This is a genomic window from Paenibacillus sp. JCM 10914 (assembly GCF_001315105.1).
Classification (GTDB): Bacteria; Bacillota; Bacilli; order Paenibacillales; family Paenibacillaceae; genus Paenibacillus_AQ.
In genome coordinates, this window is sequence record NZ_BAZR01000036.1 from 37,258 (window position 1) to 48,116 (window position 10,859).

General features: G+C 48.2%; 12 protein-coding genes and 3 pseudogenes. 11 read left to right on the forward strand and 4 right to left on the reverse strand.

All coding sequences use genetic code 11. The features are described 5' to 3' along the window. Nucleotides 1-6: 6 nt before the first annotated feature. The 4 genes and pseudogenes from JCM10914_RS24885 (at nt 7) to JCM10914_RS24900 (ending at nt 2,699) form a co-directional block, all read left to right on the forward strand. Nucleotides 7-330: an STAS domain-containing protein gene (locus JCM10914_RS24885; protein ID WP_023966116.1), complete on the forward strand. Its 324-nt coding sequence runs from the start codon at nt 7-9 to the stop codon at nt 328-330. A gap of 34 nt (nt 331-364) precedes the next feature. Then, complete coding sequence (rsbW, locus tag JCM10914_RS24890) at nt 365-814, forward strand: anti-sigma B factor RsbW (RefSeq protein ID WP_023966118.1); 450 nt, start codon at nt 365-367, stop codon at nt 812-814. Further along, nucleotides 811-1,580: pseudogene (locus JCM10914_RS24895) on the forward strand (sigma-70 family RNA polymerase sigma factor). Before rsbW ends, JCM10914_RS24895 begins: the two are co-directional and overlap by 4 nt. A 150-nt stretch (nt 1,581-1,730) precedes the next feature. Then, nucleotides 1,731-2,699, forward strand: a complete 969-nt coding sequence (locus tag JCM10914_RS24900; RefSeq protein WP_023966124.1) for a magnesium transporter CorA family protein — start codon at nt 1,731-1,733, stop codon at nt 2,697-2,699. Nucleotides 2,700-2,794: 95 nt separating this feature from the next. Here JCM10914_RS24900 and JCM10914_RS24905 read toward each other — a convergent pair whose 3' ends face one another. From JCM10914_RS24905 to JCM10914_RS24915, 3 genes are all read right to left on the reverse strand, one after another. Next, nucleotides 2,795-3,142, reverse strand: a complete 348-nt coding sequence (locus tag JCM10914_RS24905) for a DUF5665 domain-containing protein (RefSeq protein WP_023966126.1) — start codon at nt 3,140-3,142, stop codon at nt 2,795-2,797. 139 nt (nt 3,143-3,281) lie between these two features. Continuing rightward, complete coding sequence (locus JCM10914_RS24910; RefSeq protein WP_023966128.1) at nt 3,282-3,722, reverse strand: YtxH domain-containing protein; 441 nt, start codon at nt 3,720-3,722, stop codon at nt 3,282-3,284. Between the two features lie 55 nt (nt 3,723-3,777). After that, the gene (locus JCM10914_RS24915; RefSeq protein WP_023966130.1) at nt 3,778-4,035 is read right to left on the reverse strand and encodes a GlsB/YeaQ/YmgE family stress response membrane protein; all 258 of its coding nucleotides are present in this window, start codon (nt 4,033-4,035) and stop codon (nt 3,778-3,780) included. A gap of 285 nt (nt 4,036-4,320) precedes the next feature. On the opposite strand from JCM10914_RS24915, the gene JCM10914_RS24920 reads away from it, so the two are divergent. Then, nucleotides 4,321-5,325: an asparaginase gene (locus JCM10914_RS24920; RefSeq protein ID WP_023966132.1), complete on the forward strand. Its 1,005-nt coding sequence runs from the start codon at nt 4,321-4,323 to the stop codon at nt 5,323-5,325. Between the two features lie 83 nt (nt 5,326-5,408). Continuing rightward, the gene (locus JCM10914_RS24925; protein ID WP_023966134.1) at nt 5,409-6,128 is read left to right on the forward strand and encodes a pirin family protein; all 720 of its coding nucleotides are present in this window, start codon (nt 5,409-5,411) and stop codon (nt 6,126-6,128) included. A 90-nt stretch (nt 6,129-6,218) separates the two neighbouring features. Here JCM10914_RS24925 and JCM10914_RS24930 read toward each other — a convergent pair whose 3' ends face one another. Continuing rightward, nucleotides 6,219-6,440 carry a DUF1128 domain-containing protein gene (locus JCM10914_RS24930; RefSeq protein ID WP_023966136.1) on the reverse strand — a complete coding sequence of 74 codons (222 nt, stop codon included), beginning with the start codon at nt 6,438-6,440 and terminating at the stop codon, nt 6,219-6,221. 181 nt (nt 6,441-6,621) lie between these two features. On the opposite strand from JCM10914_RS24930, the gene yyaC reads away from it, so the two are divergent. The 5 genes and pseudogenes from yyaC to JCM10914_RS24955 form a co-directional block, all read left to right on the forward strand. Continuing rightward, nucleotides 6,622-7,161: a spore protease YyaC gene (yyaC, locus tag JCM10914_RS24935; RefSeq protein ID WP_023966138.1), complete on the forward strand. Its 540-nt coding sequence runs from the start codon at nt 6,622-6,624 to the stop codon at nt 7,159-7,161. A gap of 105 nt (nt 7,162-7,266) precedes the next feature. After that, complete coding sequence (locus JCM10914_RS24940) at nt 7,267-8,058, forward strand: alpha/beta fold hydrolase (RefSeq protein WP_023966140.1); 792 nt, start codon at nt 7,267-7,269, stop codon at nt 8,056-8,058. Between the two features lie 139 nt (nt 8,059-8,197). Next, entirely contained in the window at nt 8,198-8,851 is a 654-nt protein-coding gene (locus JCM10914_RS24945; protein WP_023966142.1) for a DUF6483 family protein, read from the forward strand. A gap of 96 nt (nt 8,852-8,947) precedes the next feature. Beyond that, a pseudogene (locus tag JCM10914_RS24950) lies at nt 8,948-10,083 on the forward strand (SAM-dependent methyltransferase). Between the two features lie 176 nt (nt 10,084-10,259). After that, nucleotides 10,260-10,859: pseudogene (locus tag JCM10914_RS24955) on the forward strand (O-antigen ligase domain-containing protein); the annotation flags it as partial.

Sequence of the window (10,859 nt, forward strand, 5' to 3'; positions counted from 1 at the left end):
GTGTCTATGAATACGAAAACCAATGATAAGTTCAATGCTAAGACTCAGATGAGCGAGGGTGTATGCACCGTTTATTTGAGCGGTGAACTTGATCTTTCCGTTGCCCCAGACTTTCGTCTCGTGATGGAGCCGCTTGTCGGCAATACCGAAGTGGATTTAATCGTCAACATGAAAGACATGACATATATTGATAGTACGGGTATTGGAATTCTTCTGTCGATCCTCAAAGCCAGACATGGTATGGAAGGTCGCTTCGCAGTCGAGGAAGTTCCAACGCAAATTCAAAAGCTGTTCGATATGACCGGTATTGCGAAGTTCTTTCAGACGTAAGAAGAAGATTCCCAATAGGAAAGGATAGAAAAGAATGAATCCAGAAGTGCAAAAAATAACGTTAAACTTGCCTGCCAGCGCTGAATACGTTGATATTGTCCGATTGAATCTGTATGGGATTGCCTCCAAGATGGGCTTTTCCTATGAGGAGATCGAGGATATGAAGGTAGCGGTTTCTGAAGCCTGCAACAACTCTGTGCTGTATGCTTACAGTCAAGAGGGTGGTATGGTCGAAGTCGTCTTTCAAGTAACAGATGAATCGATTTCCATTACGGTTCGAGACGAAGGGGAGAGTTTCGAAGGTGTGGGAGCGGTTGGCAACCGTACACTTCATGATAAGGATTTAGGCGAGGTTCAAGTGGGAGGTCTCGGCTTCTACTTGATGGAGGCGCTTATGGACGAGGTAAGCGTGATTAATCAGTCCGGTCAGGGAACCTCAGTCACATTAATCAAACGACTCGCAAGAAGCGAGGAGCGGGTATGAGCAATAAGGTGACTCCCCCAGAGTCCAAGGAAGAAGCAGTACGATTAATACAAGAATATCAGCAGACGAAGGATAATGAGATAGCCACCGTGCTGATTCAGAAGTATGAACCCATGGTAAAGATGGCAGCGGGAAAGATCGCCCGCAACCGCCAGATCTGTATGAGGATCTGTATCAGGTGGGTCAGATGGCTTTGATCCGATTGCTTCAACAGTATGACATTAGCTTGGGGATTCCCTTCGAGCCCTATGCGATGAAGAGCATGATCGGTCATATGAAGAATTTTCTGCGTGACAAATCATGGTATATTCAAGTGCCTAGACGTATTAAGGAGAAGGGCGCTCTGGTGCAGCAAGCGATTGATGAACTGATGGTGAAGCTGGAAAGATCACCAGATGTCAAAGAGATTGCTGCGTACTTAGATTTATCCGTCGAGGAAACGGTGGAAGTGCTGGCCGGACGTGAATGCTATCATTACGTATCATTAGATTCCCCGTTATCTCAAGAAGATACAGGAGCAACTTTAGGTGAATTAATCAGTTCCGACGTAAATGACTTTGATTCAGTAGAGAAGCGAATGGATCTTCAGCAAGCCATGAGTCAGCTGAAGGAACAGGAGCAGAAAGTATTGCTGCTTGCTTTCCAGGAAGGTCAATCGCAGCGAGCAATTGCTCAGAGACTCGGTGTATCCCAGATGAGCGTCTCCAGAATCCAGAAACGAGCCACCGAGAAATTAAAACAGATTATGTCGAGCTCTTCTTACTGATATGAACGAGCCTGGATCTGATATTCGCACCGTTAAATAAGGCACGCTTATTCTCATTATGGGAAGAGCGTGTTTTTTTGGGAATTGAAACGTAAGAGCTTTGAAGATCAAGCACGAAGGGAATGAGCCGAGTTGCTAGAGGCGGGCCGTATGGAGGGGCAGGATATATATACTCTCGCTGGAGGATGGGAGTGGTATGACGTTCGAGTTGGGGGCTTCAAGTCGGAGTTGATCGGTGAATGGAAGATTCACGATCCATATACGATGGAATGGCTGGATCTTGCTGCTACGCTTGAAGGTCGGGACTATCTATCCGTGCGTTATAAGGACGGCGTTGAGCCGGTTCTTATGGGCTCGCTGCTCTATGTGGTTACAGAAGAAGGTAAGAATCAGCAGATCCCCGAACAGTTCTACTTCTATGCCGACGGTTCAGTGTTGATTACGATCAATCTGGACGATCATACGCGCCGTAGTATGGCTAAATCGGAGAGAGTATCGATGCTCCATCAATGCGAGCGTCCGGTAGAGGGATTATTTGTGTTGGCCCGAACAATCTTACATTATTACCATACAGGCATGGACCGGTTTGAGGTGAACTTACGTCAGGTGGAGGCTAGGATGAGGGAGCGGAACCGGAGGACCTTAATGGATGCGATATTAACGGCTCGGTTCGAACTGCTCGATTGGAGCAATCGTTTTATTCCGTTTCAAGAACTTCTGGCAGCTTCGAGAGAAGGGTATCATGACAGTCTCGATGATAGTCGTGCATTTAATCAGCTCCAATACAGAGTAGAAAGGCTGGGGCAATTAATCCATCATTATGAACGAGAAATCGATACCTTGGTCTCAATTGATGATGCAATTTCCGGTTTTCGCGGAAATGAAATTATGAAGACGTTGACCATCTTCACGGTTGTATTTACTCCGGCTACGGTCATTGGTGCGGTATGGGGAATGAACTTCGAGAATTTACCGGGAATTGAGACGCCGTGGGGGTTTATCGTGGTTACGGGTATTACGCTTGCCTGGATGGGGGGCATGTACTGGTGGTTGCGTACGAAGGGGTGGACAGGAGATCTGCTCAGGGTGAAGGCCAGGAAGAAGAACAAGAACATATAAGAATAAGGATAAGAACAAGCAAGAGCCCGGCATCAGACCTTTTCTGGAATGATGATTGGGCTCTTGTTTGTAAGCAGGCAGTGTGCACATGAGCATTACTGCTGCGATTGATTAATATACCCCAACAGATTAGAAATGAAATCCCCGATCATGGGCACATTCACAAAGTAACTAAGAATATAACCCAATAGTCCGAGCACGATGGCTGTTCCGACGGTTAAGCCTAATCCGCGTGATAAGCCTGCCACGAGGTTGGCAACAATGCGCTTTTTGGGATTCATATAATGATCGATCAGATCTTTCATCTCAGATTTCTCTAATGTATTAGCAATTTGATCGAGCCTTGTATTCAGTTTCTTCACTTCATGCCTCAATTCAAAAGGATGTTCTTGGATGTCGTGACGACGCTTGACGCCTGTGTCATACGGATTGGCTTTACTCATCGGATATCCCCTACTTTCTATTCAGATACATCGTGTCATTGCTGCGCTCAAATCCATATCATAGATGTAGTTACGTATACGGAACTGGCACAAAAATAGCCAGCTTTGTCAGCTGGCTATTTCATAAACACCGGAATGCTTAATTCGGTGTCGATTTAAGTTCACGGCTGACTTCATCCGAAGTTTGGATAGCCTTGTCTCGCACATCCTTGGAAGCGGCCGACACTTCTTCCGAAACGTCCTTGGACACATGAGATATGTCCTGTGACAAGCCGGCAGATGCTTCTTTTACGCTGGACATAATGCTTTGGCGCCCTTCATTGACTGTTGTCATCACATCCGATGCTTTGCTTCCAACCGTTTTTGCCAATTCCGATGCCTTGTCGCCCACAGTGGATGCCACTTCCTTCGTTTTATCTGTAACTTGATGCATCTTCTCGGAGAGATCACCCCGGAGTTCCCGGCCTGGTTTTGGAGCAAACAGCAAGGCGGCTGCCGCACCTACCAAAGCACCGATAAAAGCACCCTTGAAAAATGTAGATCCACTCTGTACTTGTTGTTCCTGTTCTGTGTGATTCATAACTTTCACTCCTTTTAGTTAATATAATAGGGTTAACATATGGACACGCGAGCATTTAGACTGCGCGTCTTAACAATCTGGCAACTAGACCAAGAAGGAAGACGAAGATGGCTGTACCAATGATGGCCGGTACGATTGCGAACTCACCAATAATGGGTCCCCATGCTCCAAAGAGCCATGGCCCTAGCCATGCACCGACAAATCCTGCAATCATGGCCCCGATAACTCCCCCCGGCATTTCATGGCCGGCGAGCGCATCTCCGATAATCCCGATAATCATGGCCATGACGATACTGATGATGATTCCCCACATAAGATTAGCCTCCTTTATCAGAGCAATGTCTTTCGAGTGGGCTTGCTTATCTCGTAATTAAACGTGTAGTCACATCCTGAAACAGTACAGACTGAATCTGGAAATAATTCAAGTTGTCCATCCGATATGGAATATATCCTGCTGATATTTGCAAAATTTTGTACTATACTAAAAGGCGGATTGGCTTAATAACATTCAATTTAAGGCTCATTTGACGATAAGAAGATGCGGATACAATGTAAAAAAACGTTGATATATAAGCCTATATAGAGGGAGTCAGACAACATGGAGACCGTATTGGTGAAAGAATACAGGGCTGATATTATGGAGTGTGTCCACAAAGGACATATATGTGTCGTGAATGAATGGGGGGGGATTGAAGCATACGTTGGCGATCCCCATTATGTGGCGTTTACACGATCTTCTGCAAAGCCGCTGCAGGCGATCCCGGCCATCCGAGCGGGGCTGGTTGATTATTATCATCTAGGTCAGGAAGAAATAGCACTGATGACAGCATCCCACCGTGGTGAGCCTGCGCATATCGAGATGCTGGAGCGTTTCGCTCAAAAGGCAGGTATTGATCGCAACCTTATGATATGTGCTCCCAGTTGGCCGCTTGATGAGGAGAGCAAGCATCAGCTTATAAGAAGCGGGGGCGATAAGAGCAGATGGTATCATAACTGTTCTGGCAAGCATTATGGTATGCTGGCATATTGCCAAATGGCAGGGTATCCGTTGCAAGGATATGAACAGCCAGAGCATCCTTTGCAGCAGGAAATCTTGAGATGTATATCCGACTTAAGCGGGATGAAGCAAGCGGATGTTGCATTAGGAACGGACGGCTGTGGTCTTCCGGTATTCGCGATGCCGCTCTCGGCACTGGCGACAGCTTACATGAAGCTTGCTACTCCAGAGCAGATTGAAGACGCTTCGACAAGAACAGCGGTTCAGATCATTACGAGCGCGATGCATGCTTCTCCCTATATGGTTGCTGGAAGAGACAAGGTAGATACGCTGCTGTTAGAAGATGATAACATCGTGTCCAAAGGTGGCTTCAAAGGCGTGTATTGTTTTGGTCTGAAGCGGGAGCGACTGGGAATCGCGTTCAAAATTGCGGATGGCTCTGAAGAGGAATGGGGATGGATTATCGAATCCATTCTGGATCAACTCGGTTATGCCCATCAAGAGACTATTCAGAAACTGCAGGCTGCCTTTCCCAAAGAGCTTCTTAATGATGAGGGCCAACAAGTCGGCAGAGCAGAGACGGAGTTTACGCTGAATCGATCATAGGCTTGAATACGCCATGATTAATATAAAATCCGCCGGGGTATTAGATAGTAGTGCACTAAATCTAATGGCGGAGGTGACCGGGCATGATTAAGATCATGACGGCTGCAGAGAGACATACAACCCATGAAGACGGGATACACAGTGAATATAATTTTTCATTCGGAGATTACGAAGATCCTCATAACGAGCATTTCGGAAGCTTACTGGCACATAACGAGTATGTGCTGAAGCCGACAGAGGGGTTTGAACGCAAGCTTCATCATGATCTGGTGATCGTTCATCTCGTGCTGGAAGGCTCCCTGTTGTACGAGGATGACACAGGCAAGCACCTGGAGCTTACGCCCGGGTCGATCCATGTTGTGAATACCGGCTCAGGGGTGCATCATTCAGAGCATAATTCGTCAACCACGTCAGATACAAGATACATCGAGATGTGGTTCTTGCCTACCGAGCCAGGACTTACACCGAGTCATCATCGAAGTGATTTCACATCGGAGCAGCAGCGTAACCAGTTGTTTCCGGTCATTGGATCAGGACATGGTGTACGAAGCTTGCCCAAATCGTTGGACGTTGTTATGTACAGCAGTCTGCTGGAGAAGGGCAAGGAGCTCAACTATCGCTTGGAGGAAGACCGGAGAATGCATGTCTATGTGGTGAACGGACATCTTCAAATTGAAGCGGAAGATGGTACGTTTGACATTGCGCCAGGTGACAGTGCGCGTATCAAACGACGTCAGAATCTTACCCTTCGCGGGAATTCCAACGAGGTAGCCACCCAATTGATCGTGGTTGAAATGCCCTAATCTTATCGGAAGCAAGAAAAACCCCTGGAACGTCAAGTTCCAGGGGCTTTGTTCGTGGTTAGGTAAGTTTAGACGATGCAAGACGAGTTGTTAACCGCGTAGGCGACCGAGTTCGGACACCACCGCCTCTACTTCTGAAATGCTAAGATTCTGTTTACCGACCACCATTTCATACAGGTCATAAATATCATCATATTGGTTGACTGAAAAGGCGGAAGCTTGCATGGCTGCAGCGGTGGCCATACGAAGCTTGGATTTTATCTGCTCAATCATATACTCAACATTTGCTTGTGATTTCTCATTCAGATCCATTCAAAAACCATCCTCTCCCTGTGGGATATACGATTATCATCCCTGTATTGTATCATGTGGGCGCTATGTGGGCTAATATTTTTGCTTTGAGCGGACAGTATAGGTTAAAATCAGGAAAAAACCTGTACTTCACAAGGCTGGAAAGAGAGCATGGACGATGAATAAAGCGAGGAGGGCTGTCATGAGTGAACAAGCTGGCAAGTTCCCAAGCACAGCTGCACCAAAAGTTAAAATGTCAAGCCAGGAGCTCGGTAACTTTTTTCGCGATATCGCCACGCGGCATATACTCAATAATCTGGTGTTTGTTTGCATTGGCACGGACCGTTCAACCGGTGATGCGCTCGGACCCTTGACGGGAAGCAAACTGCTTGAATACGGCTTTCCGCATGTGATCGGCAGTTTGCCCGAACCTTGCGACGCATTTAACTTTGAGTCCAGATTAAGCGGTATCTCCGAGCAGCAAACACTGATTGCGATTGATGCCTGTCTTGGTCAGCCGTCCTCTGTTGGGTATTACTTTACCTCGGAGGGACCGTTGACCCCAGCGCAATCTGTTGGAGGCAAACTTCCTCCGATCGGGGATTATAGCGTAGCGGCCGTCGTGAACACGATGGGTCCCAAAGCTTATTGGACCTTGCAGGTCACGTCTTTGCATCAGGTTATGCGGATGGCGGATCAGATCGCAAGGCAGGCAGCATCGGCCTTTGGCCTTAGTCCTTAAGGCACGGCGTTTCATGTCAGGTTGTTTCGGTTTAATAATAGAACATTCTTCATAAAATAATGGGTGTGTTTCCAGCACTCGCTGAATAGAAAGAAGGGTATCGCTATGGACAAAGTACAATGCAACGGCAGCACGATTTGTTATGTTGATCAGGGACAAGGAGAGCCGGTTATTCTGCTTCACGGATTCTGCGGAAGCTCCGCCTACTGGGAACAGGTACTGCCATATTTGCAAGATGTTAGAGTCATTGTACCGGATCTCCGGGGGCATGGGCGCTCTGACGCGCCGATGGGATCTTATACCATGGAGCAAATGGCAGATGATGTGCTGCAATTGATGGATGAGCTTGAAATTCCGAAGGCTGTTCTACTGGGCCATTCGCTTGGCGGTTATATTACATTGTCTTTCGCCCAGCGTTACGCCTCTCGCCTCAACGGCTTCGGGTTGATTCATTCAACAGGGTACCCGGATTCGGACGAGGCCAAGGAGAAGCGGTTAACTGCAGTCAGCACGATTCAAGGTGAAGGCATCACGGCATTCGTAGACGGTTTAGTGCCAGGCTTGTTTGCGCCGGGAACGGAAGAGAGCAAGCCGGAATGCATCCAGCGGGCGAAGGAGATCGGCTATCAGACGCCACCGCAGGGAGCTGTCGGCGCTGCGCTGGCGATGCGGGAACGAATCGATCGACGCGACGTGCTTTCGGCAACAACGTTGCCGGTTCTGCTTGTAGCTGGGGAGAAAGATGGCGTCATTCCACCAGATCGAACGTTCACAACGGATCACGAGAATGTGACTCAGGTTGTAATTGAAGGAGTCGGCCATATGAGCATGATGGAGAATCCGGAGAAGCTGGGTTCGATGATACAGTCGTTCATGAACGGATTGTTGGAGCCGTAATCAATTTTAATGGAGCGGATATCCCTTGATGGGATATCCGCTTTTGTTGCTGCGGACTGGAATTCTCGCTCCATATCGCCTACAATTTAATCGTGATGCCATAACTCATGTATGATTAATGATGCCAGGAGGCGAGATAATGTTCAGAAGGGACTATCTGGTCCGGCTTATCGAGGATATGACACAGATGATTGCCACGGTGTTCTCGCTTAAGCAGCAGCGCAAGCATACGGAGGCGCGCGTGAAATTGGACGAGCTCTTTAAGCGTGAGTTTGGCCTCAACACGGGGCTGCTCACTTCGTTGTCTGCTGCGGACATTGAGCAGCTATTTCGCAATCATGGAGTGCTGGAGGCGGATAAGCTGCAGAGTGCGGCGAGATTGCTGGAAGAGGAAGCCGACCTGCTGAATGATACCCAGCGAGAGGAAGAAGCGGCTGCACTAAATATCAAGGTGCTGCAGCTGTATTTGAAAGCAGGATTACAAGGAGCGGACGTAAGCCTGATCGGTTTACCGGAGAGAATACAAGGTCTGAAGGAGCGCCTTAGAACTTACGTTCTACCGGAGGTGGTCACTCGTGATCTCCTTGTCTTTATGGAGCAGCAGGGGCAATATGCCGAAGCAGAGAACACCTTGTATCATATGTTGGATAACGGAATGATCAGTTACGAAGAGGCCTTGACGTTCTATCAGCGACTGATTCAGTTTGAACCTGAGCAACTGGTTCAAGGCGGCTTGCCGCTGGAAGAGGTTCATGAGGGGATGGAAGATCTTGCGCGTCGGTTTAAACAGTGACCAACAGCCTGGGAACGAGGAGAAGGCTCTTGGATATAACATAAGGAAAGTGAGTTGTACCCTTTGGAAGCTTTAAGAAAATTGATTCATAACATCATGGAAGATACATCATTGATTACGGCTACACTGAGCCAACTGCGCAAGCGGGAAGGCATGACCTTCACGAAAGTCACCGTCAAGCCCGTGGAGCTAAAGGGACAGTTGCACTACCAATTCACCTATTTCTCTGGGCAGAAGGTTACTCATCAGAATGTACCGGAGAACGAGGCGGAGCGGGTATGGATCGATATGTTCGAGAACGTATTCCGGCAAGCGTGATTCACACACTAGAAGCTGATTATCAGGTACTCATCTCGAAGAAATACAAAGTTTCCATCCTTACGAAGTCACCGACCAAGACAAAGAGTGATTTGTCCCATAACCGAAAGAAGACGTATATTCTGGAGGAAGGGGAACCGATAGCCTTCCTGGTGGAACTCGGCATTATGAGCGAGGAAGGCAAGGTGTTTGCGCGAAAGTATGATAAATTCAAGCAAATCAATCGATTCCTGGAGATGGTAGAGGATGTACTGCCACATTTGCCTGCGGATCGTCCCTTAACCATCGTTGATTTTGGTTGTGGTAAGTCGTATCTGACCTTTGCGCTCTATCATTATTTGGCGGTGAAGCAACGCAGGCAGTTGCAGGTCGTTGGGCTGGATCTCAAAGCAGATGTCATTGAACACTGCAGCATACTGGCCCAAAAAATGCATTATGACCATTTGCGCTTTCTGGTTGGGGATATTGCCGATTACAATGAATTGGACCAGGTGGATATGGTGGTTACACTCCATGCATGCGATACGGCAACAGATGCTGCGCTTGAGAAGGCAGTCCGCTGGGGAGCATCGGTTATCCTGTCGGTGCCATGCTGCCAGCATGAGCTGTTCTCGCAGGTGGATAGCCCGGTGATGGAACCGCTGCTCTCGCATGGCATCTTGAAGGAGCGGTTCTCTGCGCTCGCAACCGATGGGATAAGGGCAAAGCTTCTTGACCTGATGGGTTATCGAACGCAGTTGCTCGAGTTCATTGATATGGAGCATACGCCGAAGAATATACTGATTCGCGCGGTGAAGGGGTCGGCAGGCGACCGCGCCAAGTTGTGGTCAGAATATACGGCATTTCGCGATTTTCTGAATGCATCGCCTTATCTGGAGAAGGCCTGTAAAGATTTATTGCCGGAAGGCTCGTAAGCTGGGTCAGTCAACATACTTAAAAAAGTGGAGAGTAGAGTTGTTCATCTATTCTCCACTTTTTTTTAAGAGATTGCTCGAGTTGGCATCAGGTAGCGCCTTCACGAATAGCCATTTCATTCCTTGTCCAGAATGGGAAGAGGTTGGGTTATTCCTGTCGGAGCGGAGGAAGGGCGATGTGGAGGCATCATGTAGGGTATATGTTGATAGCCGGTTGGTTAGGGGTTGCCTGTATCAGGACCGGCTTGTATTTCGATCTGGATTTATACATGCAGGGAACGGCATTAGGAATTTTGCTGTTGCTATGGGTTATGGTAAGAGGAACCCCGGGGTATCATACGCTTGAGTTATCGGAGGGCCAACATGCCGAGTTGCGATTGGACCCCGGTCTGCTGGTCATTCTCTCCTGTATAAGCGGCCTTGTGTTGATATATATATTTCATAGTCTTACCGTACCTTTGTCACTGGAGGCTACGCTAAAGGAAATCGTGAGATGGGGGATGTATGGTTTCTATGCCGCTACGTTATGGCTATGTTCAGTGAATCATTCTGGCCGTAATTGGCTGAAGATCGGCTGGCATGCAGCCGGAACAATACTGTGCGGCACTGCATTGCTTGCCGTGTACGGTTTGGTTGAGCTGCCGTATGGGATTTATCATACGGCGAGCGCCGAGATTAGCGCGACAGGCGCGAGGCTAGGCGGCTTGCTGCAATACCCGAACACGTTCGGGGCTGTTATGGCCGCTTTCTTGTTGGAGCGTCTGTTCGCGGTGCCG

Bases quoted from the DNA above. Each gene is read 5' to 3' on its own strand.
- JCM10914_RS24885 (WP_023966116.1), top strand. From the start codon at position 7: ATGAATACGAAAACCAATGATAAGTTCAATGCTAAGACTCAGATGAGC.
- rsbW (WP_023966118.1), top strand. From the start codon at position 365: ATGAATCCAGAAGTGCAAAAAATAACGTTAAACTTGCCTGCCAGCGCT.
- JCM10914_RS24900 (WP_023966124.1), top strand. From the start codon at position 1,731: ATGGAGGGGCAGGATATATATACTCTCGCTGGAGGATGGGAGTGGTAT.
- JCM10914_RS24905 (WP_023966126.1), bottom strand. From the start codon at position 3,142: ATGAGTAAAGCCAATCCGTATGACACAGGCGTCAAGCGTCGTCACGAC.
- JCM10914_RS24910 (WP_023966128.1), bottom strand. From the start codon at position 3,722: ATGAATCACACAGAACAGGAACAACAAGTACAGAGTGGATCTACATTT.
- JCM10914_RS24915 (WP_023966130.1), bottom strand. From the start codon at position 4,035: ATGTGGGGAATCATCATCAGTATCGTCATGGCCATGATTATCGGGATT.
- JCM10914_RS24920 (WP_023966132.1), top strand. From the start codon at position 4,321: ATGGAGACCGTATTGGTGAAAGAATACAGGGCTGATATTATGGAGTGT.
- JCM10914_RS24925 (WP_023966134.1), top strand. From the start codon at position 5,409: ATGATTAAGATCATGACGGCTGCAGAGAGACATACAACCCATGAAGAC.
- JCM10914_RS24930 (WP_023966136.1), bottom strand. From the start codon at position 6,440: ATGGATCTGAATGAGAAATCACAAGCAAATGTTGAGTATATGATTGAG.
- yyaC (WP_023966138.1), top strand. From the start codon at position 6,622: ATGAGTGAACAAGCTGGCAAGTTCCCAAGCACAGCTGCACCAAAAGTT.
- JCM10914_RS24940 (WP_023966140.1), top strand. From the start codon at position 7,267: ATGGACAAAGTACAATGCAACGGCAGCACGATTTGTTATGTTGATCAG.
- JCM10914_RS24945 (WP_023966142.1), top strand. From the start codon at position 8,198: ATGTTCAGAAGGGACTATCTGGTCCGGCTTATCGAGGATATGACACAG.